This is a genomic window from Aliiglaciecola sp. LCG003 (genome assembly GCF_030316135.1).
Lineage (GTDB): Bacteria > Pseudomonadota > Gammaproteobacteria > Enterobacterales > Alteromonadaceae > Aliiglaciecola.
The window spans coordinates 1,149,554-1,172,474 of sequence record NZ_CP128185.1; the positions used below are offsets into that span (position 1 = coordinate 1,149,554).

Consider the following 22,921-nt stretch of genomic DNA (forward strand, 5'->3'; position numbering starts at 1 on the left):
TACTAGTGTTAGTGATGCCTGTCCACCTTATTTTTTTATGGCTGTCCATGCTATTTGTATTTGCACTTCCTTACTTTCACACCTTATTTTTAAAGGGAGCCGGCTTTAATTGATAATTATCAAAAAGTTGCTGTAGAGTAAAAATACTCCAAAAATGAAAATATTGTATAAACTTAGTAGACGCGTACCTCGAATGCCTGAAGATATTGAGTATGCAGATATTTAATGAACAGCTATATTTGTTCAAGGTTAAATTATTTTTTGATACCGATCTAACTAGCACATCAACTGCCTACTGCTGTTAATTGCTGTTAATTGATGAATATGGTCTGTTGTTTTTCATGAAACTTATTTCTAATGGAATATGAACGAGGCGCTGCGATGTTTAAAAACCTGAATATTGGACACTTATTGGTACTTGGGATTTCGGTTGTATTGATATTAGTGACATTAGTTAATACACCTCTAATGATATCTACCGCTACTTCAATAGTCGAAGATGCCGAGCAGCAAAAATTAGCAAGTTTATTTACCAGTGCAGAAGTTGAAATCGGCTCTGAGGGGCGTATTGCCAGTGCCTTAGCAACTTTTGTAGCTCATATAGATGTGCTGAACGAAAAATTTGCCAATGGTCAAAGAGACGAACTCGCTGAGATGTTAGTTCCTGCTTATAAGTCAGTGAAAACTGATTTTAGTGCCCGTCAATTTCAATATCATCTCCCACCGGCTACCTCTTTCCTACGCCTACATAAACCTGAAAAATTTGGCGATGATTTATCTTCTTTTCGTAACACAGTGGTCGAATCAAACAGAAATAAAGCAGTAATTGTAGGGTTAGAAAAAGGAGTGGCAGGCCTTGGTATTAGAGGTATATCACCTGTTAGTTATAAGGGACAACATGTCGGCTCTGTAGAATTTGGGATGTCATTCGGGCAGCCATTTTTTGAAAATTTCAAACGTAAATATAATGTCGATATTTCCTTATATTTAAAAAACTCCGATGGTTTCAAAAAATTTGGCTCTACGGTACAAAATGCCACGCTGCTAAGTCCCGATGAATTGCAGCAGGCACTCAATAATCCAGTCTTAGTCGAAAGAGAATATGGTGATCTAGAGTTGGCTGTTTATGGTTACAAAATTAGTGATTATGAAGGTAAAACCATTGGCGTACTGGAAATTGGTATGGACCGTAGCCAGTATGCAAAAGCCATATCCAGTGCGCGTAACACCGCAATAATCGTAGGTATAGTGTCTATTCTGATTGGCCTGGCCGTCGCCTTATTCATAGCTCGCCAAATTACTAGACCACTTGATCTGACTGTTGCAACCATGAATGAAATCGCAGAAGGAGATGGAGATTTAACCCGTAGACTCAATGTCGAAGGAAGTAATGAAATTAGCCAATTATCTCAGGCCTTTAATGCTTTTGCTGAAAGAGTACATAAAATTGTAAGTCAGGTCGCTCGTGCAACCCTTCAGCTCTCATCTGCGGCGGAAGAATTGTCAAAAATAATGGACGAAACCAAGAGAAATACTAGTCAGCAACAATCTGACACTAGCCAAGTAGTAACTGCCATGAACGAAATGGAATCAACTGTCAATGAAGTGGCTCGTCATACCACCGAAGCGTCTGTAGCTGCTGGGAATGCAGATAGCGCCTCAGCTGACGGAAAAATCGTAGTAGGTAAAACAATGAGCTCCATTGAGAGCTTAGCAGCGGAGGTTGATTCTGCAGCCAATGTGATTACTCAATTGGAGCGCGATAGCGATCGCATAGGTTCTGTTCTAGATGTCATCAAGGGAATAGCTGAACAAACAAATTTATTAGCGCTAAATGCAGCTATTGAAGCCGCCAGAGCCGGTGAGCAAGGTAGAGGGTTCGCCGTGGTGGCAGATGAAGTTCGCTCGTTGGCCAGCAAAACGCAGAAGTCCACGGAAGAAATTCAGAAAATGATCGAAGATTTACAAGGGGGCTCTCGCTCTGCAGTTAATGCGATGAACGACAGTCGTTCTAAAGCTAGCAGCAGTGTATCTTTAGCCGAGAATGCGGGCAACTCAATAGAAGCGATTACACATTCAGTGGCGCTTATTAGAGATATGAATACTCAAATTGCCACCGCAGCAGAAGAGCAAAGTGCAGTAGCAAAAGAAGTGAATCGAAATATATTGAACATCAGCGAGATTAGTAAATTATCAGTTGTGGGAGCAAATCAAGCCGCAATAGCTAGTGATGAGTTGGCGAAACTTGCAGCAGAGTTACAAGATATGGTGAACCAATTTAAGGTTTAGGAAATAAGGCTCTAAAATTACTTGATGATTGAACAACTACACGACTGATTTACTTTGTATTGTTTAGGTCGCAGATGCACTTGCAAAGTCTTTAAAAATGGTGGCCCAACCCTGACTTGAACAGGGGACCTGCCGATTATGAGTTATTCGTACTGGTGTAATACCAGCTTCTACACGCTTCTATGTAAGCGCATGACCATATATAAATCAGCGGTTTGCGGTCATTTTTAATACTACGTGCTATTTTACAGTTCAAGGTAGATTGCTTACACTACTGCTTACATGACTTATTTGTAAGCATGAAATAGCTGCGGCCGGCGACTGCGCCAACAGTCCCGACCGCGTGACCGACGTTCTAGTTTAGGAGCACGCCGATATGAATATTGTAACCACAAGCCCTGTTTATGTGTACCCAGCACAGGAGGGGCAGCAATGAAACTCACCAACACAAAAGTCAAAAGCCTCCCGATCCCTACCGACAAGGGACAGGTCTTTCATTGGGACAGCGAAACCAAAGGCTTCGGCCTGCGCATTACCTCAGCAGGTGCAAAGAGTTGGATCGTACAAGGACGAGTTCACGGAAAGACCCGCCGTTACACATTGGGGCCGTTTGAGCTATTAGCCGCTGATGAAGCGCGGAAGCGAGCACAAGCTAAGCTCCTCGAAATGTATGACGGGAAAGACCCACAAGTTGAGAAGAAAAAACTCAAGGCTCAAAGTGAATCCTTACGCGAGGTCATGGAAGATTACATACTGCACAAGCGCACCAAGAATGGACCGTTGCGTCCTACCAGCAAGGAAGACATCAGGAGGTGTGTTGAAGGTACGTTTTCCGACTGGGCGGATAAACCTGTGGTCACTATTACTCGTGACGCTTGTATCAAGAAATTCCGCGAATTATCAAAGTCCGCACCAATTCAAACGAATCAATCATTTCGTAACCTTCGAGCATTGCTTAACTGGGCGCGTGAGAAGAACGCCACTGCTGACGGCACTTATCCGATTCTGCCAGTCAACCCAGTTTCGCAGATGTTCAAGAAAGGCGGTCTTGTACAGTGGAACCCTGAGAAGGCTCGCGCCAGTCGTGTACCAAAAGACAAGATTGGCTCTGTGTGGTTGATGCTACAAGAGCACAGCAACCCTGACCACCATATAACCACAACTTGCATCAGTGCCGATTTGATCGCGTTCATGCTGCTAACGGGCTGCCGAGTATCGGAAGCCTGCAAGCTAACTTGGAAGCATGTAAAGCTCGATGACAAAGTGCCAACATTCCACCTTGATGAGACCAAGAACCATAACCCGATAACACTACCGATTGGCTCCGCACTGCATGAGGTATTGACTCGCCGTTATGAAGGACGCTTTAAGGGAAATGATTATGTCTTTCCTGCCATGCGCGGTAACAAGGGTTATCTGAGTGATCCTCGGGCGTTATTTAAAAAGGTGTCTGAGGTGGCGGGCGTACATTTGCACCCGCACGCACTACGCCGAACCTTTGAAGATATTGCGCAGCTTGTGGGCGTTGATTCGGATAAGCGCAGACAGCTACTCAATCACTTAGCCAGTGATGTGCATGGGCAGAACTACGCCAACAACCCTGACCCATCCGTCTTGATGCCTGCAATGCAAAAAATCGGGGAATGGATAGAGAAGCAAGGCGGTATAGCGCGAGCAGCTTCAAAAGGTGAGAATGTAATCCCGATGAAGGCTTAGAGCAGGTGTTGCAATAACCTAACAGGTGCTTGTAAGTGATTGATAATTAACGGCTGTTTTGTTGAAATTGCTTGCAAGTACGTTGAAGAGCATATAAGTTAATAAGCGTAAATAGCTTTCGCTACCCAGTTGAGCGTGACGCAATAGCCGCCTCAGCGGTTTGACTGGGTTCTACACATAGCATGGGCAGTGTCGCGGAAATCGGACAACCAAGAAAAGGGTTGTCAGTTTCGCTGCACTGCCTTTTTCGTTTGTGGTGGTGTGGCAGTTCAAGAAGGGTGAACCCATGAACCTCTTAACCACAGAACAAGCCGCAAAATTCATCTTTGGTCCCGAAGGCAAGAAAGGCACACTCGAACAGTGGCGCTATCGAAAAGTCGGGCCGAAATTCCGCAAAGTAGGAAAGCTGGTGCGCTATGCCGAAGCTGATCTAGTTGAGTACCTAGAGCAGCAAGCACGCACAGGAACCAGCCACCAAAACCTGCAAACTTACTGAACCAAGTATGTCACAGACTATGTTCAGTTCATCTTTTTTAGAAGTGTGCCAACCCTTTACCGTTGCCCAGAACGAGTCGAGTAACTGCACCTGTAAGCCAATCAAGAAAAAAGGCCGCTGGATCGCACTGTTTTCACAATGCGGTGGCGTGTTCCAGCAGCCTTTTACTCGACAGGAGCGATTCAAATGCCAAGCAACAACACTATAGGACAGCCGTCAGAGGCAAAGCTAGATAACTTTCGGGAGCGTACTGAAGCAGAGTTTGCAGAGCTGCACAGGCAGCACAATAGCGAACACTGGGGAGCTGTAGCCGCTGAAATGCAGCCGATCGTGGCTAACCTATTGGCTAACTTTGACCACAGGCAGCAGGCCGCACAAGACCAGCAAATCATGGACGAATTTCTGGCAGGGACTAAACCATCTTACACACTTGACAACCCTCCGCCTGGCTTCGCTGGAGTCTTGGCAAATGCAATCCTTCAAGGTAGCTATCAGCCAGCGTCTGAAATTGCTATAGCTGCAACGCTTGGTCTTCTAGCTGGAGTTTGTGGCAGAGCATTTGCCATTCCGTCAGGGAAGGACTGTGCGCTTCACATTATTCTTGTGGCTAAGAGCGGGCTAGGTAAGGAAGCAATTCACGAAGGCATTGCTGCCATGATTGACCTTAGCGGAATCCCAGAGGCTCGCTACTTTGTTCAAGCTGTGGACTTCGCCAGTGGGCCTGCTTTGCAAAAGCGGCTTCTTGATAATCCCGGTTTTCTCAATCTGCAAGGTGAGTTCGGGAGAAAGTTGCGCCGAATGGCTAACGCCAAAGATGCACCGATGCAGGAGCTTCGCACAGTGATGACAAAGTCTTACGGTAAAGACTGGCTCGATGGTATGGAGTACAGCAACGCTGAGAAGAACAAGAACGGTGTGAAGTGGCCTGCATTATCGTTCCTTGGTGAGACAACGCCGGGGACGTTTACGGAGTCACTGACTGCCGACATGATGGAGGATGGCTTCTTATCAAGGTTTAACGTCATCATGTATGAAGGGAACTGGAAAACACCGAATAGAGGGCATCGGCAATATCATCTAAACCCAAGTGAGCTAACACACTGGCAAGGTATTATTCGGCGAGCGTTACCCTATCAAGCTGCTATTCATACACCTGAATATCAAATCAGGGTTCAGTATGGAAGTGACAGCACGGAGCAACGACTACAGGCTTTCGAGGACGAGTGCGGTAAGGCCGCGGATCGAATAGAGGATGAATCAGAACGGCAGGTCTACACCCGTGCAGCTATCAAGGCTTATAAGATTGCCAGCCTACTAGCGATTGCTGATAACCCAGCACACCCGATGATATTCAATAACCACGCTAAGTGGGCAATCGAACTGATCAGGCGCGACATAGCAGCATTCGTTGATCGTAAAGAATCAGGGGATGTTGGCAAGACGGATGATGCTCGCTCCCTGAAAATCAAAAAGATAATGACTGACTATATTAGGGGCAAGGTATCAGCTAGCTATAAGGTTGATCCGCGCATGATTGAAAATGGTGTTTTGCCTCGTGCATATATTCAGAAGCGAATCGGCAATAACAATCAGGCATTCAACTCTCACCCGCAAGGTCACACAGTAGCGATTGACGCCACTATTAAAAACCTGATCGACAACGGCAACTTGATGGAAATATCGAAAGATGCACTTGTTGAGCAATACGGCTTTCATGGTCGCTGCTTCAGAGTGCTAACCCTTGATTGAGGTGGGGTGAGGGTACGGCCTCCCTCCTCATACCATATAAGCAGAGTCATAGCGGCTCTGCTTTTGTGAGCGGGAACATAAAGCCTTTACCACAGTTGCAGTTCGCCAACTACGGGCACACAGCGGCGGCACAGGCCGAGATCGTGCAGTGCTCAGTAGCAATACGGCGGTGAGCATGTGTAGCGGCCTACAAGCGGTTACAGCGAGTTTTTACAGTATTAAAGGCGGTTTTTAATGAGGTAGTCTGGCTAAGTGGTTGTTGTGCAAGGGATATAGAGAAGAAATTAAATAAATTAAAAATTAAAATATACCCCTATGTCTTGTTGTTCATATAAGCCCAAATGCTATTAGGCTAATTTTGCTTAGGGTCTTTTAATTTTTAATTTTAGCCGAGAAATAGCGGCAAACGGTTGTATTTATTCAATAAAAAAGGGAGTCACTCTATTTAATGCTCCCTTTAATGCGGTTTAACGCGATTTATTGTGGTCAAGCTGTCACACGTCCGCTTATACCCATGAACTTGCGCCAAGTGTACAGCTCGCACATTGCATTATTGACATTCCACCCGTTGGCGGTTGCAGCCTCGCGCACCTGCTTGGCTGTGCAGTTTGGGTGAGTATCGAGGTAGTCCCACACGGCAGCGCAAAGGCCGCCCGATGCTGGACGCTTCACGCCGTTGCGCTCTTCTCGTGTGGGTTGTGCTGTGGTTACTGGCTTATCAAGAATCACCCACTGACCTGAGCCTAGTTCGGTCTCCTGCACTTCATACCTATTCGCGTAGTCTTTGCCGTGAAGGCGGCGTGCTGCTGATTGGGCTGATCTCTTAGTGGTGTAAGTGTCTGCGCTCATTGTCGTTGCTCCTGTTTGTATTTATGACAGGCATACGCTAAGACGCATCTCCGATGAGCGGCAACGACTTTCGTTGATAACGTGCAAATTACCGAACGAATAACGCCTAGTTATATGGGCTAATTTTGTTTTTATTTGATAGTGAATTGTTTTTAAAAAATATTTTTGTAGGTGTTTTTTGTTTTGTCTTAGCTTAGTAAGCAGTAAGTAACTACTCACACCCAAAGGAGCACCAAAATGGCTAAGAGCACCGAATTAAAGACAACAGTTAGTCCCTCGCTGCACCCTGCAAATATCACAGGCATTGCAGGATATGAGGAACACAAAGCGTACCTACAGCATTCAGTTACCGCAGTAGATAGCGCATATCAGGCGGTTGAGCATGTAATGGAAGCTCGCATGAAATTGGCGCTTGATGAAAGCCGTACACCTAAGGCGCGTGTGCTTATGGCTGCACAAATGGCAGACAAGTACATGGATCAGCTTCAAAGAATGTTTGAGTCGAGCTGGAATCAATTAACGAAAGGCATTGACCACAGTGAGCTACAACTCAGCAAGCCGCTTGAGGAATATGCGGGTATCGGCAATGTGGCTAGTGAGATTCGGGCGCATCTTAAATCAATGACGGCAGGCGAACGAGTCAAGTTCCTTGGCGAAGCATTAGAGCGAGGTGATGAAAAGACCCTCAAGTCTGTACTTGGCGCTCCATCATATTTGAGCGGCATGAGCGACTTGGAGCAGCAGCACATCACTCGTAATTATCACTCCAAGAACAACCCTGAAATGGCGCAGCGCGTTGAGCTGATGAAACAAGTGCGCGACAAGTTGGAACGAGTCAAGCCAGTACTGTTTCAGGAGATGGAACGAGCTGTTGGAGCTAACAAGCTGGAGATTGCAAAACTAAAAGCGGTTAGTAGCGAAGCGGAAGCAGCGTTGATCCTTAAAGAATTCGCGCCTGCACAGGATTGATGGATAGCTGATGTAATCAAAGGGTTCAACTATGACAACGACTAAAGCAGAACCAGACTGGAAACAGAATTGGAAGCCAGATCCAGATACACCTAAAACGGGGAATCCGAACTGGCGTAAGGGCATGAGCAGTCCTAACCCTAGCGGCAGGCCAAAAGGCATTGTTGATAAGCGCCATAAAGTGACTCAGGCGCTGCTAAACGATGCTCACGAAATTGCAAATGTGGTGGTAGCCAAAGCCAAGGAAGGCGACCTACAAGCAGCATCGCTGGTATTAGCGCGTGTAATGCCCACGCTAGCCGCGCAATCGGAAAAGGTTCAGTTTGACCTTGATCCAAGTGCGCCACTGGCGCAGCAGGTTGAGCAAGTTCTAGCAGCTACCGCAGACGGCGAAATATCACCAGACAACGCAAAGCGAATCATTGAGGCAATTGGTGCTCTCGGCGCTATCCGTCAGATGGACGAGATCGAGGCGCGACTTGCGGCATTGGAGGCAAGCTAATGGGTGACACACTTGAAACAAAATATGAATGGGCTGGATATGACGAGTTTGAGCCGATATTGCCAGCACCTAAATATCGCGTAGTAAAGTCCCAAACCAAAGCATTTGAAACAATCAAGCAAACCAACGGGCTGACCACAGTAGTACGCCTTGAATCAGGCGAGCTGCATACATTCAAAGGTCGAGGGGAAGTAATTGGCGTTTACGACCCCTCAATAACACAACAGCAATTCAGGAGCGACATATCATGAAATTTGATAAGAACACGTTTAAGCAAGTGCGGATACCAACCGCAGGCATGAAGCCTTTCAAAGTTATTTATCCTCAGTTTTCCGAGGTGTTAAATAAAGCGAAAATGACCCAAGGGTATGCGGATGGAGGCCAGCTAATTCACCATGAGGATAACAACCTTGAGCGCGTTTACTTTGTTCAGCGCGAAGATGGGTATTGTGTGGTTATTGGTGCAGGCTCTGGCGATAACGCCTACCACTTGCTTGAAGAGCATTTGGACGAGAATATTAAAGCTGAGGTGATCTTGTGCAAAGTGCCAGCCGCAGCCGTTAGCACTTACGAAAAGGGCTATCTCAACTCAGAATTCGGGGCGCTTGAGTTCATAGCCCAGCACCATCCCGACAGTCATGTGCGAGTTGATATTATCGCCCGCTTAGAAAATGAGGCAGCATATGAGAACAAGAATTCCGAGCAGTTACACTAAGCGAATCGATCAGTTAGAACGAGAGCGTAAGATCCAGACGCTCCGACCTGTGGCTATGTTTCCTCGCCTCGTTTCTGTTGACGAATGGGGCGAGTTAGCAAGCCAGATGCAAGGTATTCTAAAAGATAATATCAAGCTCGATACACCACCCGATTATGGCCGCTTGCCTAAGCTGGAAGTTGTGGCGAGTCGCTAAATATTTTTTTTCCGCCCTTTTGATGTAAAAATATACCCCAATATCTACAAGGTATTCTGGCTGAAGATTAAGGGGTAAAGGGATTGGAAAAATATTTATATTTAACTTGGCCTGAGTGGGTTGACGCTTGGGTTAATGGCGGCAAAATCCCTTTAAATCCTGCAAGTGTGTACAAACGAATGGATAGGGATGGAATCTATACTCCCGATGAGAACTTAATCTATGAGTCAACGCATCCGATAGATCAAATGAATCCAGCTATATATGTAGCCAATAATGTGCAAAATGTGACAGTTGGAGCATCAGTCTTTGAGTGTGGAAATGTCCGGCAGGAATTCCCTGCAAATTATATAAAAGATTTTTACCAAGGGGATGGAGTAATTCTGTCGCTATGCAACCGAAAGAGTAACTCAATTGCGGAGCGTTTACGGAAAAGAGCAGCCGTAAAAATTTTCAATGTTGCGTATCTTAAAGCTGTCATAGATGAACAGCTAGGAAAAAAGAGCATTGCAAAGCCGTGTGAGTACACGAGCAGTCATAACAGAAACCACTTCTTGAAGTCTGTCGCAGATCAGTGGCAGGACGAGTACCGTTTCTTCTGGGATCATCAGGAACGTGTAGAAGTGGAGCTGCCCAAAGGGATGGCAAAAAGAATCAAGATCAAGGTGTAAAAATAGTTGCTCTTCCCACTAAGTAATCGGATGTAAGCATCTACTTTCTATGCCCCTCAAATGAAAAAAGCCCTCAAACCATGCGGTTCAAGGGCTTAATGTGGTGGCCCCACCCCGACTTGAACGGGGGACCTGCCGATTATGAGTCGGATGCTCTAACCAACTGAGCTATAGGGCCGAAACTGTTTTAGCAGCTTACATATAAGTTACATGCGTTTCAATGCTGCTTTGCTTACAAGCTGTAAGCGGTTGTTTTTATAGCGTTTGCATCGCTAACTGACCTCTTAGCACATTCTATTATGAGTCGGATGCTCTAACCAACTGAGCTATTGGGCCATTTAGAAGTGTTGTCTGCAAATTTGGGTGGACATCATTTACAGAGCGGTGCGCAGTATAAGCAGTTTTAAATAAGTTGTCATCAGTTTGTGCGCTGAAATTGGTTGTTTGCTGAAAAATCACACAATGATTTGTTTGCTAGGCAAATTAAAAAGCAGTGACGAATCACTGCTTCTCATATTTTCATTATATTTCTGGGTACGTGGGGGTTAGTAAGGTAGTGGCATCGCTGTGCCATTTAACAATACTTGGCCGTCTTTTACGATTAGATTTGATTCGTATTTATCACCCTTGTCGACCATTAAACCTTGTACTTGAAGCTGTTCGATGAACATTGGCGCTTGTTGCTCAACAATAGCGGCAATATCTTCTTTGGACATGCCTACGGTTTGCGGGTTTTGTGCAAATTGATTGGTCATATAAAAAACCGCCATCTTGATGGCAAGGGCTTTATCAATAACGATATTAGTGTCAGAAACCGTATGATCCAACCAAAATTTTGGGTCTGCTGGCGCCGCGGGAACAGCGTCAATGCCAACTAACTTATTTTTGCTGTGGGCTTTCAATTCCCCTTCAGGGAGCTTGGCAGACAAGTCGGTAATGTTTATTTCTGGATTGCCTTGCAGCAGATCCAAAGCATTGGTTCGTAAAAACTCTAAACTTTTTTGCTGTATTTCAACTTCTGAAAAACTAGACATATTGCGCGCAAATTCTTGATACGCTTTTAAAAATGGCACGCTAATCTGGTTTATTTCTAATTCGAGATTAAGACTCTTAGCGCTATACCCTTGGGCCTCGACATTACCAATATGAATTTCTTGGTTCATAGTAGCGAACGCTTCTTCATCATCTAATTTGGATGAAACAAATATATTGAAGTTTTCTATGCTAAATTCGGGCTTATCTTGACCGACTTTAGCAAAAGTGATGTCACCTATCATGAAGCCCAGAAGTGAATCTAACAATTCCCCATTCATGGCTTTAACTATGTCACCATCAACTTCCATTACTAGGGCTAAATCGGTTACGTCAAACACACCGGTTTCAGCGCTGGCTTTAAATGCATCGGAAGTGCCTTTGTATTTGAAGGTACCGGTTGAATCATCACCTTCTCCTACATAACCGGTAAAAGTTATTTCTCGAGTGCCATCACTTTTTTGCGCGATAAATGCCGCAACGGAATCTTGTAATTCTGTGCCACCGAACAAACTATGTTCTACAAGCACTTGATAAAACGGGCGTGCAGCATCCCAAACAAGCTTTTGACGCAGGGTTTCGCCTGAATATATCAGCGACCACTTGGCCAGACCTAAGCCAAAAGATTCACTGAAGAATATAGGGCCATGGTAGGAGTTAAAGGACAAAATTAATTCGGGTTTTTGTTGTTCTTGAGTTAGGTCCATATCTGGTGCAAGTTTCGCCATGTCTACGGTGAGCTTGATTTTACCCTTTGAACTAAACCAGCCTTCATTAAACTCTGTTACTTCGGCCATATAACCTTGAACCTGATTAACTTGCGCGGCGTAATTGGTAACAGATTTAGCGACTTGCATTGAAATTATTTTAGGTAATACTAAAACGGCAGCTACAACTAAGGCTGCAATCAAATAACGTTTTTTCATATAAATACTTCCTTGGTAAAACACAAAACATCCGAAATAACGGTATGTATGCAGACTAATTGGAGATTGCGGGCAACTTCGCTCCGGCAGCCCAGTAGTATGACATACAGACTAATACAAGGAAACTGACGATAATCAGCCCTTTAGATTATAAAAGGTCACTACAGCTTGCAGGTTGGGTAAATTAACATGCCGCAGATGGGCTGGTATCAAAAATAATATTAAAAACGTTGAGTTAGCTATTTTATTAACAAATGAAAATTGGGATGCAACATTTCACAAACTTTGTTATCTTCACCGAAGATGACGTTGCGCGTGGGTGCAACTACAATATTAATATAGTTGGCAAGAGCCAAGTGCGGAGATTCTCATGACAGAAAAACCATTTTTGGTTAGTGGCAGAAATACCATCATTCATAAAATTAGAAAATTTGATCTACTTATTTTAAATGGGGAAGACAATCCGCCAGTTCTTGTAACCCATAAAGCATTGAAAGAATATACGGGTAAAATACCTGAGAATAAGCGTGATGCTAAGTTGATGGATATGGAGTTGGTTGACGTCACTTTGTCGGAAGTATTTGGTGATGAAAAGACTCTGCTTTTCGTGCAAACCCTAAATGGTAAAGAATATAAAGTCGACTACAGCAAATTGGGTACTTCTTTGTTCATTAAGGTGCACCAAGACAACGCCTTCTAATCTGCTATACCAAAAGTGGCAATCTAGTCACTTTTGGTAAACTTCCTAAATCCTCGGTAAAAACCATTCAGCTAACTATTTAAACTCGTGCTGCACGCCTGCTTGTTACAAAATATGTGAAATCTGCGCCAAGCAACTGCTCAGTAGGGTAGTTTATCCTATCAATTAGGGACTTTATCGATCCGTCTCATCTAACGGTTGCTAAGCGATTACCACTCTCATTTTCCGGACTATTTAACTAACTTTTACCAGGTTCGATGTACGTTAGGTTTATTCGAACATTAGGAACATTAAACAACAGGTGGAAATTAAGATGAAAATATTCAGTGTTAGAAGGGTGTTTACCGCGAGTTGTCTGTTTGTTGCATTAATCGGTAACAATGCAATGGCAAGCCTGGATCAATCTACAGAAGCTAAGCTAGTCAAAATATGTCATGCACTTAAAAGCAATAATCAGTTTCAATTACACCGTGCAATCAAGCACAGCAACATGAGTTATAAAACGGTGGCCCGCGGGCTTAAATGCAATGGGAAATCTGCATTTAAGTTTGCTTTGATGCATCAGGCCGACGTCACGGCTGGTTATCTTGCCAAACGAGCATACATAGATCACAAAGGCATGCTAGCCAAGCGTTAAGTGATTGGAATCATGAGATAAAGACTACTAACCAGCTTAAATAGCTTTTCTGCGCATTTATCCCACAAGCAGGTGCGTTCATCACAATAGTCTATGAATACAGGGAGTGAGTACTATGCTAGTTACGTCGGCGTAGTGAACCGGCGAATACATATTTAGCTAATATGTATTGTTTCCTGGATAAATACGAGGCTGCTTGTTGCATAACACAGCCTCTTTTTTTGTTGCGCAAAACGCCCGCCCCTTATAGTGTGTAAATACAGCAATTGTCCAAATTTCTTTAGAGTATCACTATGTTGCGAGTCGCCTTATTTTTCTGTGTATTATTGGGGTTCACCTACTCAAACGGGTGGTTGGTCAAATATTTTGCTTTGCCACTACCCTCATCGTTATTAGGTTTACTTATTCTGTTCTGTATTTTCTTAGTGGCTAAAAAAGTCCCGAAGGATTTGGTCAAAGCAAGTGGTTTTCTGCTGCGGTATATGGCGTTGTTCTTTGTGCCTGTCACCCTTTCAGTGGTGATGTTCAAACAGCAAATCCTCCAATATGGTGTACTGGTCATATTTACCCTGTTAGTCAGCACTATTATTAGCCTTTTAGTGACATTATTAGTGGCTAAGAAACTTTCTATTGAGCATCATCATGACGATTAATTTTGTACTCAACTCAATACTGTGGATGGGCGTGACTATTGGGGTGTACATTTTGGCACTGAGATTCTATCGATTCAGCCGTCAGACTAGCGTGCTTCATCCCATCATCACCACCTGCTCGGTAACCTATCTGCTGCTATTGGTAGCCGCCGTTGAAGTTGAGCAGTACCTTTCATATACCTTAGTGTTAAGTGGCTTGATCGCACCAGCAACAGTGGCACTTGCCGTGCCTTTGTTTCATCAGTTGCGTCTGTTGAGAAAAATAGGCTGGCGATTGCTATTACCCATAGTTGCCGGTGGAATAGTGGCTCCACTAAGTGCTGTATTGATATTTTGGATTTTCGGTCTAGACAGTAGCTGGATTGCTACGGTTTCAACCAAATCTATCACTACACCTTTGGCAATAGAAACCTCCGCGATAATTGGTGGACACCCATCATTAGCTGCTGTTATGGTGGTATTGACCGGTATTCTTGGCGTGGTAGTCGCACCGCTGGTTTTTGCTATTGTTAACGCTAAATCGGCGGTTCACATTGGTTTGGCCCTAGGGACAGCCGCCCATGCAATCGGTGTGGCAAAATCATCGGAAATGGGGGAAACAACTATGGGGTTTGCGACTTTGGCGTTGTGTATCAATGGCATCATAACGGCTACTACATTGCCGATTATCTTTTTCGTGGTTGGATAGCAATCTGAAAAGCTATAACCTAGTGGCACAATAAAGATTTGGCCCTAGCAGTCGATAGAATAAGTGGATAAATGTAGTATTTCAATTTGGTGTTTTAGGTAAGAACTGCTATTTATTAATTCTCTGTCAATGTTGTTTACATGCATTGAGCAAAAAAAGCGTTATGTACATATACTTGTGTACGTTAGTAAAATTATTCCAGTACGATAAACTAAACAGGCTCATATGTTTTCAGTGTTGATATGCGACGATTCAATGGTCGCTCGTAAACAAGTTGCTAAATGTCTTCCGCAAGATTGGGAAGTGGCCGTGCATTTTGCTAAACATGGGCAAGAAGCTGTCGCTGCAATCGAAGAAGGCAAAGGTCAATTGATGTTTCTTGACCTAAATATGCCTATTATGGATGGCTATGAAACACTAAAAGCGATTCAGAAAAAGAAACTCTCATCTAAAGTCATCGTCATTTCTGGTGACATTCAACCTAGCGCGCATGAGCGTGTAAAAGCGTTGGGTGCTCTTGAATTTATTGAAAAACCGGTGAGCCCTGATCAGGTTCATGCTGTGCTTGTTAAACACAATTTAATTGGTGCTGAAGTTGAAGAAGAACAAATTGATTCAGCTGCTTTACCGGCGGATATTCGTGATTGTTATCAAGAAATCACCAATATAGCCATGGGCCAGGCGGGAGATCACCTTGCCCGCATACTCAATGTATTTGTCAAACTCCCCATTCCGAATGTGAATTTAATTGAAGTATCTGAGCTGCATATGATGTTGCAAGATATCGAAGATAAAGACACAGTGTCGGGGATTTGCCAGGGCTTTCTAGGCGCCGGCGTATCGGGTGAAGCTTTATTTATTCTCAGTGATTCCAGCTTTGGTGATGTGGCTAAAATCATGGATATCCATGAAGAGGTTGATGATCAGGTTCAGCTTGAACTGCTGATGGATGCGGCAAACATCTTGATCGGTACCTGTTTGCGCGGGTTAGCCAATCAACTTGATGTTAACTTCAGCCAAGGTCACCCTGTTGTTTTAGGCCAGCATCGCAGTGTGTCTGAGTTGATTTCTAACAACAAAGCAAAATGGCGAAGAACTCTGGCCATTGAGTTAAGTTATGGGTTAGAAGGATATAATGTGCAGTGTGATTTGGTACTGCTTTTCACTGAGGAATCAATGAAAGTAATGAATTACAAACTATCTCATTTGTTAGAGGATTAAGCCATGAGTCATACCAACAGCGATGATATGGCTGAATTCCATTGGATGATGGATATGGTCCAAACTGTAGATGTAGGCATAGTAGTGCTAAATGAGCAGTATCAAGTTAAGGTTTGGAATGGTTTTATGGAAAGCCATAGCGGGCTGCTGCCCAGTCAGGTGCAGAATAAAACTTTGTTCGAGCTATTCCCAGATATCAGTGAAAGCTGGTTTAAGCGCAAAGCCCAACCTGTTTTCGATTTACGCACCCGTGCATTTATGACTTGGGAGCAGCGACCATTTTTATTTAAGTTTCCAAATTACCGCCCCATCACTGGCAGTGAAGATTATATGTATCAGAACATTACTTTGTCGGCTTTGGCTAGTGCCACGGGTCAGGTCGACAATATTTGTATGATGATTTACGATGTGACCGATGTAGCAGAACACAAGAAAAAATTAGAAGCACTACAAGTGAAAGTCAGCGAACATCTGGAAAAGAATCCAAATTGGTAATTCATTACTGGTACACAACTTGCTGTAATAATGCATTTACCGATTTATAATTTGACCCTATGTGCAACACTATCCCAAAGCAGTTAGTTCGTATTCTGTCAGTCAGTCTGATTTCAATAGTGATGATGTCGTGCTCAGGTGGTTCGTTGGATAGCGACACGGACCAACCTGACCCTCTAGTCTTTGTAAGCGCTGGGGCCAATCAAAGCGTAAATGAACAAAGCACGGTTGTTTTGAGTGGCACAGCGACAGGCACCAGCGACACACTGCTATATTCTTGGAGCGCCTCTCCGGCTATCGCTATTACGCAAAGCGATCAGAATGCACCCCAAGCCACTTTTGTAGCTCCTACTACAACGGAAACCTTAACCTACATTTTGACGCTGTTGGTGACAGATCAAAGTGGCAACCAAGGCTCAGATTCAGTACAGATCCAGGTTCAACCAGTTAATGCAGCACCCAATGCAGTCGTTACCGTTAGCCAACCAACCCAAACAGTACAAGGTCGTTACCCTGCAGGTATTGAAGTTATTTTAGATGGCAGTGCCAGTAATGACGCGGATGCAGAGGATACGCTTAACCCGATTACGGCATATCGGTGGCAACAAACTGCCGGAACCAGCGTGCTGGATAATGTCAGTTTAGATGGTGACAGTATTGCGTTTATCACTCCTATTTTAGACGATTCTAATCAATTAAGCTTTGAGTTGATGGTTACTGATCAAGAACAGGCCAGCGATAGTGTGAGTATTTCCTTGGATATCCTCAGTGCAAGTCAAACACAGCCGGTGGTTGATGCGGGAGTGGATCATCAAGTTTATCCTGGTGAAATGATTTTGCTCACTGGTCAGGCGAGCACTAGCATTCCAGCGGGCAGGCCACTTAACTATTTTTGGTTAAATGATTCAGAACTTGTGCCTGAGATCGGCAATGCTAGCGCACAAAAGACCTTTGCCATTGCCCCCAGTGTGGCGCAAACCCAAACGGTCACTTTTACTTTGCAGGTAACGGACACCTTTGGCAATGAGGTAAGCGACAGTGTTCGGGTCAGGATCAAGCCTTTACCCATCTTGGCGATTAATGATACAGGTGTAACCATACAAGCAACCTTAAGCGAGAACAGTTCAGCCCATCAGGCCGATTATCCAGGGCAAGATGGACAACGTGGCCGAGATATTATCAGTGAAAATAGTTTGCTGGAGAAAGCCGGTCGGGGTGAGCAAGGATTTGACTATACTCGCCTTGATGAAATTGGCGACGAGCAGGACGATACCGCTGAGCCTTGGAGCTGTGTGCGAGACAACACTACTGGATTAGTCTGGGAAGTGAAAACAGCCGATAGCAGCTTACATGGTGCGGAGCACGAGTTCTCTTGGTATCAATCCGAAAACAGCGGCGGATTCGAAGGCTCTGTAGGCTCTGTCGGATTGACCTGTGCCAATAACACTTGCGACACCAGCGGTTTTGTCGCAGCAGTCAATGCACAAGGCTTATGTAATTTTTATGATTGGCGTCTACCGACCCTTGATGAACTGCTGTCTTTGGTACATTTCGGTAACGTCACAGGCACTAAAATTGATTTGGGCTATTTCCCAAATACCAATGACTTTGTGACCACACCGTTATGGTATTGGACCAGTCAACCTAGCGCTGATGGCGTATCCGAAGATGTGGCGCAAAACGCTTGGGCGATTGATTTTACCACTGGTAACGATAATTTCTTGAATAAAGCGACCTTGTCCAAAGTACGACTAGTCAGAGGAGGGCGCTAATATGCGTACTTTACTATTGTTGATATGCTGTGCGTTTAGCACCATGCTAGCAGCGCAAACCTGTTTATCCGATTCCCCCGAAACCACTCCCACCAGTGACTTTTCAAATAACGGTAACGGTACCATTACCGATAACACTACAGGATTAATGTGGATGCAGTGCAGTCTAGGTCAAACTTGGTTCAATGGTAACTGCCAAGGTGACGCTGATGCTCTTAATTGGCAACAAGCCCTGCAACAGGCACACGGTTTTGAATTTGCCGATTTAGATGGCTGGCGCTTGCCGAATGTAAAAGAATTAGCCACCTTGACTGAGCGTCGATGCGTTAGACCTGCCATCAATGAAGTGCTATTTCCCAATACACCTTCGGATGATTTTTGGACATCCACCCCTAGCTTAAGTGATGCACAGCGGGCATGGGTGGTAGCATTTTTTAATAGTAGTAACTCTATTAAACAGAAAAACTTATTTGTATTTGTTAGGTTGGTACGTACTGCCGATTAACCTGAATTTTATCGTGCTGGTCTTGTCGTCCCTTTTCAAGCCAGAAAATAAGGTCCACAATACTCGATAACTTAGCCAGGGTAAGCATTCATGCGTTTTGTGTTGTTGTTATGTTCGTTATTATATTCGTTGCAATCGGTAGCGGATCTAAAGTGTGATGTTGATTTAAAATACGGCTTGGTGGTTAATGATCGCCAGATCCGAATTATCGATCAAAGTCGCACCCTCTACCAAATTAACGGCACCAAACAGCTTATTGTTCTAGGGAATGTAGTTGAGCTTGATGATGCGCAACAACGTGATTTAGAAGAGTTGGCCAGCGGAATTCACTATGTGGTGCCTAAGATGATCATTCTCGCTACCGACGGCGTCGAGTTAGCGGTAGACACTGTGGAACACGTCTATAAAGGCTTAGTGGGTACCGATCATCAAAGTTATGAAAAATTGCAGTCGTCGCTGCAACGGGTGCAAAGACGAGTAAAAGAAAAGTTTATTCACGCAAATGAAAATTTCTACATGGGGCCTGGTCGATTGGAAAATGTCGATGATTTGGTCGACCGCGAAATCGAAGAGCAAATTGAACAGGCTATCAGTACCTCGGTAGGAGGGGTGCTATCAGCCATAGGTGGCTTAACTGACGGTGCCAGTGAAGAAACGGAACAAAAAATGGAAGATCTGTCGCAACGTATTGAACAGATGGGTCTGGATATTGATTTGCAAGTTGGGCCCAAGGCACTAACCTTGCGTAAAAAAGCTCGCTGGTTTTGCAATAAAATGCATTTGTTGGATAAAACAGAAGATCGGCTACGCGATGCGGTACCTCAACTACGTGATATCAATGTGATCACTACGTCTAACAGTGAGTTGCTTGAGGTTAAGTAAACCTCAAGCAAAAAACTCACACTAATGTTTCCAGCAGGCTATTTAGATAACGTTTGCCTAGCGCTGTTAGTTGCCAATGATTAGGCTCATCACTGAGCAGACCCTTATCAATCGCCCGTTGTAGGTTAGCAAGGATCTCGCTTCCCAATGGTAAACCGGTCAATTTGGCATAGTCATCTTTTGGGCAAGGCTCAAGTAAGCGCAATCTATTCATGAAAAACTCAAAGGGTAAATCGTCTTCTTCAACCTGCCATTGTTTCAACAAGTAGTCTTTACTTAAATCCATGTAACCACGGGGATGTTTGACTTTTTCGGTACGGATAATTTTGCCCGTTGCCACATCGCTGATTTTACCATGGGCGCCGCAACCAATTCCCAAATAGTCACCAAAACGCCAGTAATTTAAATTATGTTGGCACTGATGGCCTTCAAGGCTATATGCACTGATTTCATATTGCCGATACCCAGCTTGCTCCAAAAGGATTTGACCTTGCTCTTGAATGTCCCACAAGATGTCATCATCGGGCAGAGTAGGGGGCTTGGAGTGAAACTGGGTATTGGGTTCAATGGTTAACTGATACCAAGATAAATGCGGGGGATGCTGACTGATAGCTTTTTTTATATCGTTCAAAGCATCTTCGATACTTTGATTTGGCAGCCCATGCATTAAATCTAAATTGAAGCTCGGTAATTGGGCATCTCGAGCATAGCCTGCCGCTGCACTGGCCTGTTTGCCATCGTGAATACGTCCTAGGGCAGCTAGTTTTTCAGCTTGAAAACTTTGGACACCAATGGAGATACGGTTAACGCCGGCGCGTCTAAAGCCGCTAAATTTTTCACTTTCAAGAGTACCTGGATTGGCTTCCATGGTGATTTCGGCATCGGCTTTGAGATTAACCCTTTGCTTTATACCGTCAAGTAAGCGTGTCATGGCCGACTCACTGAGCAAACTGGGTGTGCCGCCACCAATGAAAATGGTATTGATTTGACGCTGACCAATTTTTAAAGCGTCGTTTTCTAGATCGCTAAGCAGATGACTCACATATTCCTGTTCAGGAATGGCTTGCTTCATACCATGAGAGTTAAAGTCACAATAGGGGCATTTTTGCACGCACCAAGGAATATGTACATATAACGATAAAGGCGGTGCTATCAATCTAGGTATCCCAGCTTTTCACTAAGCTTGTCGATTAACACTTTCATCGCTTTGCCGCGATGACTCAAGCGGTTTTTAACCTCGGCAGTAAGCTGCGCCGCAGTTTGATTTTGGGAGGACACCCAAAATACCGGATCATAACCAAAGCCATCTTCACCGCGCTCAGTCATTGCTATATGTCCATGCCACTCACCCTGACAAATTATGGGAGTGGGATCGTCCGCCGATTGCATAAACACGATGACGCACAAAAAGCGCGCTGCCCTTGATGCCTCAGGAATATCCGCCATGTTAAGCAGTAATTTATTCAGATTGTCTTTATCACTGGCATTCACTCCAGCATAACGGGATGAATAGACTCCAGGGGCGCCGCCTAAGGCATCAACCGCTAATCCTGAATCGTCAGCGATAGCTGGTAAGCCGGTTACTTTTGCGGCGTTGCGAGCTTTAATAATTGCGTTTTCGACGAAGGTGGTACCGGTTTCCGGCGCTTCTGGCACCGAGAACTCACTCTGGGGGATCACCTCATACGGGAAATCTTGCAGCATGCGGGCAAATTCTTTTACTTTGCCTTGGTTACCTGTGGCTAAGACGATTTTTTGTTTCACGTTGTACCTATAATTGCTGCTATATGTTATTCGTATTCTAGTGGGTCAATCACGTTGTTCATGCTAAACGCCTCTAAACGTTCCTGACAAGCTCCGCATTTCCCACAGGCTTTTTCTCTACCGTTATAGCAGGTCCAAGTTTGCGCATAATCTAAGCCCATCTTGATCCCGTCGGTTAGAATATCAATTTTTGTCACATCTAAATATGGGCAGTCAATTTCAACGGCTTCATAATTGGCAATGGCGCACACATCATTCATTTTGTGCACAAACTCCGGACGGCAATCAGGGTAAATTGCATGATCACCAGAGTGGGCCCCATAGAATACTTTGCTAGCCTCCAAGGACACAGCGTAGCCTACCGCCATCGAGAGCAAAATCATGTTGCGATTGGGGACTACGGTTTGCTTCATGCTTTCTTGTTCGTAGTGCCCCTCGGGCACCTCGATGTCTGAGGTCAAGGACGAGCCGCCGATCAGTTCATTAATTGCTGATATGTCGACTATTTTATGCTGAACACCTAGGTTTTTACACACGTTGGCGGCATAATTAAGTTCTTTGCTATGTCGCTGACCATAATTAAAAGACAGAGCAAAAACGTCATAACCCTGACGAACAACTTTATTTAACACGGTAAATGAATCCATGCCGCCTGAAAAAATTACCACTACCTTTTGTGACATTTGTCTCGCTTCTCTATAATCTGGATATATTCCAACGAACTGTTGGGTCAATTAGGGTAAATTATGACGTTTGGCCCGAAGAAGTGCTAATGCTATTTCAATAAATTTTAGGATGTATTTTTGCAAACCCCTATTCAATACAAAATAAATGAAGTGTTTGAGTCGATTCAAGGTGAGGGTGCATTGACCGGCGTTCCCTCAATTTTCGTGCGCTTGCAAGGTTGCCCTGTTGGTTGCTCATGGTGCGATACTAAGCACACTTGGACCCTAGATGAGCAATTTCAAACCACAACTGATACGGTGATGGCACAAAACTTTGAATCCGAAAATTGGTTTTCGAGCACCCCAGAGCAACTTATAGAATTATTCAAACAACAGGGTTACACCGCCAATAATGTAATTCTCACCGGCGGCGAGCCTTGCATGTACGATTTGCGACCATTATGCAGGGTGCTTGATGATAACGACTATAATGTATCTGTGGAAACCAGTGGTACATTCGAAATCAAGGTACTAGATAACACTTGGGTCACGGTATCGCCAAAAGTTGATATGAAAGGCGGGTTTGATGTGCGTCAAGATGCGATTTTGCGGGCCAATGAAATCAAACATCCAATTGCCATGGAAAAACATATTGCCGATCTTGAAAACTTGCTAAAGTGGGCTACGCAAACTCCACCTCCTTTGGTGTATTTGCAACCCATTAGTCAACAAAAACGGGCCACCGAATTGGCGGTGAAAACCTGCATCGCCCACAACTGGCGATTGTCATTGCAAACCCATAAATTTATCGGGATTGAATAAAAGGACG

General features: G+C 44.4%; 25 protein-coding genes and 1 tRNA gene. 21 read left to right on the forward strand and 5 right to left on the reverse strand.

Annotation, left to right across the window (positions count from 1 at the left end):
• Window positions 1-357: 357 nt before the first annotated feature.
• The 11 genes from QR722_RS04785 (at window position 358) to QR722_RS04835 (ending at window position 10,152) form a co-directional block, all read left to right on the forward strand.
• Window positions 358-2,289: a methyl-accepting chemotaxis protein gene (locus tag QR722_RS04785; RefSeq protein WP_286285759.1), complete on the forward strand. Its 1,932-nt coding sequence runs from the start codon at window positions 358-360 to the stop codon at window positions 2,287-2,289.
• Window positions 2,290-2,721: 432 nt separating this feature from the next.
• Window positions 2,722-4,005, forward strand: coding sequence for a tyrosine-type recombinase/integrase (locus tag QR722_RS04790; protein ID WP_286285761.1), 1,284 nt, complete (start codon window positions 2,722-2,724; stop codon window positions 4,003-4,005).
• Window positions 4,006-4,291: 286 nt separating this feature from the next.
• Window positions 4,292-4,501: a helix-turn-helix domain-containing protein gene (locus QR722_RS04795; protein WP_286285763.1), complete on the forward strand. Its 210-nt coding sequence runs from the start codon at window positions 4,292-4,294 to the stop codon at window positions 4,499-4,501.
• Between the two features lie 7 nt (window positions 4,502-4,508).
• A complete protein-coding gene (locus tag QR722_RS04800) occupies window positions 4,509-4,709 on the forward strand; it encodes a hypothetical protein (RefSeq protein WP_286285765.1) in 201 nt (66 codons plus the stop codon).
• A complete protein-coding gene (locus tag QR722_RS04805) occupies window positions 4,688-6,250 on the forward strand; it encodes a DUF3987 domain-containing protein (RefSeq protein WP_286285768.1) in 1,563 nt (520 codons plus the stop codon). The genes QR722_RS04800 and QR722_RS04805 overlap by 22 nt, the downstream gene beginning before the upstream one ends.
• A 1,086-nt stretch (window positions 6,251-7,336) precedes the next feature.
• The gene (locus QR722_RS04810; RefSeq protein WP_286285770.1) at window positions 7,337-8,068 is read left to right on the forward strand and encodes a hypothetical protein; all 732 of its coding nucleotides are present in this window, start codon (window positions 7,337-7,339) and stop codon (window positions 8,066-8,068) included.
• A 31-nt stretch (window positions 8,069-8,099) separates the two neighbouring features.
• Window positions 8,100-8,570, forward strand: coding sequence for a DUF5681 domain-containing protein (locus QR722_RS04815; protein WP_286285773.1), 471 nt, complete (start codon window positions 8,100-8,102; stop codon window positions 8,568-8,570).
• Complete coding sequence (locus QR722_RS04820) at window positions 8,570-8,821, forward strand: hypothetical protein (protein WP_286285775.1); 252 nt, start codon at window positions 8,570-8,572, stop codon at window positions 8,819-8,821. The genes QR722_RS04815 and QR722_RS04820 overlap by 1 nt, the downstream gene beginning before the upstream one ends.
• Complete coding sequence (locus tag QR722_RS04825) at window positions 8,818-9,285, forward strand: hypothetical protein (protein ID WP_286285777.1); 468 nt, start codon at window positions 8,818-8,820, stop codon at window positions 9,283-9,285. Before QR722_RS04820 ends, QR722_RS04825 begins: the two co-directional genes overlap by 4 nt.
• A complete protein-coding gene (locus QR722_RS04830; protein ID WP_286285780.1) occupies window positions 9,254-9,481 on the forward strand; it encodes a hypothetical protein in 228 nt (75 codons plus the stop codon). The genes QR722_RS04825 and QR722_RS04830 overlap by 32 nt, the downstream gene beginning before the upstream one ends.
• 83 nt (window positions 9,482-9,564) lie before the next feature.
• Window positions 9,565-10,152 carry a hypothetical protein gene (locus QR722_RS04835; RefSeq protein ID WP_286285782.1) on the forward strand — a complete coding sequence of 196 codons (588 nt, stop codon included), beginning with the start codon at window positions 9,565-9,567 and terminating at the stop codon, window positions 10,150-10,152.
• Window positions 10,153-10,253: 101 nt separating this feature from the next.
• Here the strand turns inward: QR722_RS04835 and QR722_RS04840 are convergent.
• Window positions 10,254-10,330: transfer RNA gene (locus tag QR722_RS04840), tRNA-Ile, on the reverse strand.
• Between the two features lie 367 nt (window positions 10,331-10,697).
• Window positions 10,698-12,110, reverse strand: coding sequence for a YdgA family protein (locus QR722_RS04845; protein WP_286285784.1), 1,413 nt, complete (start codon window positions 12,108-12,110; stop codon window positions 10,698-10,700).
• A gap of 370 nt (window positions 12,111-12,480) precedes the next feature.
• Here QR722_RS04845 and QR722_RS04850 point away from each other — a divergent pair, with 370 nt between their 5' ends.
• The 9 genes from QR722_RS04850 (at window position 12,481) to QR722_RS04890 (ending at window position 19,663) form a co-directional block, all read left to right on the forward strand.
• Complete coding sequence (locus QR722_RS04850; protein ID WP_286285786.1) at window positions 12,481-12,810, forward strand: hypothetical protein; 330 nt, start codon at window positions 12,481-12,483, stop codon at window positions 12,808-12,810.
• Between the two features lie 313 nt (window positions 12,811-13,123).
• Entirely contained in the window at window positions 13,124-13,447 is a 324-nt protein-coding gene (locus tag QR722_RS04855; RefSeq protein WP_286285789.1) for a DUF3718 domain-containing protein, read from the forward strand.
• Between the two features lie 293 nt (window positions 13,448-13,740).
• Window positions 13,741-14,100, forward strand: coding sequence for a CidA/LrgA family protein (locus QR722_RS04860; RefSeq protein ID WP_286285791.1), 360 nt, complete (start codon window positions 13,741-13,743; stop codon window positions 14,098-14,100).
• Window positions 14,090-14,788: an LrgB family protein gene (locus tag QR722_RS04865; RefSeq protein ID WP_286285793.1), complete on the forward strand. Its 699-nt coding sequence runs from the start codon at window positions 14,090-14,092 to the stop codon at window positions 14,786-14,788. Before QR722_RS04860 ends, QR722_RS04865 begins: the two co-directional genes overlap by 11 nt.
• Before the next feature lie 225 nt (window positions 14,789-15,013).
• Window positions 15,014-16,009, forward strand: coding sequence for a response regulator (locus tag QR722_RS04870; RefSeq protein ID WP_286285795.1), 996 nt, complete (start codon window positions 15,014-15,016; stop codon window positions 16,007-16,009).
• A 3-nt stretch (window positions 16,010-16,012) separates the two neighbouring features.
• Window positions 16,013-16,504, forward strand: coding sequence for a PAS domain-containing protein (locus QR722_RS04875; protein WP_286285796.1), 492 nt, complete (start codon window positions 16,013-16,015; stop codon window positions 16,502-16,504).
• Window positions 16,505-16,650: 146 nt separating this feature from the next.
• Window positions 16,651-18,276 (forward strand): Lcl C-terminal domain-containing protein, encoded by a 1,626-nt coding sequence (locus tag QR722_RS04880; protein ID WP_286285798.1) that lies wholly within the window; start codon window positions 16,651-16,653, stop codon window positions 18,274-18,276.
• A 1-nt stretch (window position 18,277) separates the two neighbouring features.
• On the forward strand, window positions 18,278-18,781 hold the full coding sequence (locus tag QR722_RS04885) for an Lcl C-terminal domain-containing protein (RefSeq protein WP_286285800.1): 504 nt from the start codon (window positions 18,278-18,280) through the stop codon (window positions 18,779-18,781).
• A gap of 90 nt (window positions 18,782-18,871) precedes the next feature.
• Complete coding sequence (locus QR722_RS04890) at window positions 18,872-19,663, forward strand: YggN family protein (RefSeq protein WP_286285802.1); 792 nt, start codon at window positions 18,872-18,874, stop codon at window positions 19,661-19,663.
• Window positions 19,664-19,679: 16 nt separating this feature from the next.
• Here QR722_RS04890 and hemW read toward each other — a convergent pair whose 3' ends face one another.
• From hemW to queC, 3 genes are read right to left on the reverse strand one after another with little or no spacing between them, the layout of a single operon-like run.
• Window positions 19,680-20,819: a radical SAM family heme chaperone HemW gene (hemW, locus tag QR722_RS04895; protein ID WP_286285804.1), complete on the reverse strand. Its 1,140-nt coding sequence runs from the start codon at window positions 20,817-20,819 to the stop codon at window positions 19,680-19,682.
• Complete coding sequence (locus QR722_RS04900) at window positions 20,816-21,427, reverse strand: XTP/dITP diphosphatase (RefSeq protein ID WP_286285806.1); 612 nt, start codon at window positions 21,425-21,427, stop codon at window positions 20,816-20,818. The genes hemW and QR722_RS04900 overlap by 4 nt, the downstream gene beginning before the upstream one ends.
• Before the next feature lie 26 nt (window positions 21,428-21,453).
• Complete coding sequence (gene queC, locus QR722_RS04905) at window positions 21,454-22,110, reverse strand: 7-cyano-7-deazaguanine synthase QueC (RefSeq protein ID WP_286285808.1); 657 nt, start codon at window positions 22,108-22,110, stop codon at window positions 21,454-21,456.
• Between the two features lie 120 nt (window positions 22,111-22,230).
• Between queC and queE the strand changes: the two genes are divergently transcribed.
• Window positions 22,231-22,914, forward strand: coding sequence for a 7-carboxy-7-deazaguanine synthase QueE (queE, locus tag QR722_RS04910; protein ID WP_286285810.1), 684 nt, complete (start codon window positions 22,231-22,233; stop codon window positions 22,912-22,914).
• Window positions 22,915-22,921 lie beyond the last annotated feature (7 nt).

Excerpts from the sequence above, each read along its gene's own strand:
- QR722_RS04785 (WP_286285759.1), top strand. The coding sequence starts at position 358 with ATGGAATATGAACGAGGCGCTGCGATGTTTAAAAACCTGAATATTGGA.
- QR722_RS04790 (WP_286285761.1), top strand. The coding sequence starts at position 2,722 with ATGAAACTCACCAACACAAAAGTCAAAAGCCTCCCGATCCCTACCGAC.
- QR722_RS04795 (WP_286285763.1), top strand. The coding sequence starts at position 4,292 with ATGAACCTCTTAACCACAGAACAAGCCGCAAAATTCATCTTTGGTCCC.
- QR722_RS04800 (WP_286285765.1), top strand. The coding sequence starts at position 4,509 with ATGTCACAGACTATGTTCAGTTCATCTTTTTTAGAAGTGTGCCAACCC.
- QR722_RS04805 (WP_286285768.1), top strand. The coding sequence starts at position 4,688 with ATGCCAAGCAACAACACTATAGGACAGCCGTCAGAGGCAAAGCTAGAT.
- QR722_RS04810 (WP_286285770.1), top strand. The coding sequence starts at position 7,337 with ATGGCTAAGAGCACCGAATTAAAGACAACAGTTAGTCCCTCGCTGCAC.
- QR722_RS04815 (WP_286285773.1), top strand. The coding sequence starts at position 8,100 with ATGACAACGACTAAAGCAGAACCAGACTGGAAACAGAATTGGAAGCCA.
- QR722_RS04820 (WP_286285775.1), top strand. The coding sequence starts at position 8,570 with ATGGGTGACACACTTGAAACAAAATATGAATGGGCTGGATATGACGAG.
- QR722_RS04825 (WP_286285777.1), top strand. The coding sequence starts at position 8,818 with ATGAAATTTGATAAGAACACGTTTAAGCAAGTGCGGATACCAACCGCA.
- QR722_RS04830 (WP_286285780.1), top strand. The coding sequence starts at position 9,254 with ATGAGAACAAGAATTCCGAGCAGTTACACTAAGCGAATCGATCAGTTA.
- QR722_RS04845 (WP_286285784.1), bottom strand. The coding sequence starts at position 12,110 with ATGAAAAAACGTTATTTGATTGCAGCCTTAGTTGTAGCTGCCGTTTTA.
- QR722_RS04850 (WP_286285786.1), top strand. The coding sequence starts at position 12,481 with ATGACAGAAAAACCATTTTTGGTTAGTGGCAGAAATACCATCATTCAT.
- QR722_RS04855 (WP_286285789.1), top strand. The coding sequence starts at position 13,124 with ATGAAAATATTCAGTGTTAGAAGGGTGTTTACCGCGAGTTGTCTGTTT.
- QR722_RS04860 (WP_286285791.1), top strand. The coding sequence starts at position 13,741 with ATGTTGCGAGTCGCCTTATTTTTCTGTGTATTATTGGGGTTCACCTAC.
- QR722_RS04865 (WP_286285793.1), top strand. The coding sequence starts at position 14,090 with ATGACGATTAATTTTGTACTCAACTCAATACTGTGGATGGGCGTGACT.
- QR722_RS04870 (WP_286285795.1), top strand. The coding sequence starts at position 15,014 with ATGTTTTCAGTGTTGATATGCGACGATTCAATGGTCGCTCGTAAACAA.
- QR722_RS04875 (WP_286285796.1), top strand. The coding sequence starts at position 16,013 with ATGAGTCATACCAACAGCGATGATATGGCTGAATTCCATTGGATGATG.
- QR722_RS04885 (WP_286285800.1), top strand. The coding sequence starts at position 18,278 with ATGCGTACTTTACTATTGTTGATATGCTGTGCGTTTAGCACCATGCTA.
- QR722_RS04890 (WP_286285802.1), top strand. The coding sequence starts at position 18,872 with ATGCGTTTTGTGTTGTTGTTATGTTCGTTATTATATTCGTTGCAATCG.
- queC (WP_286285808.1), bottom strand. The coding sequence starts at position 22,110 with ATGTCACAAAAGGTAGTGGTAATTTTTTCAGGCGGCATGGATTCATTT.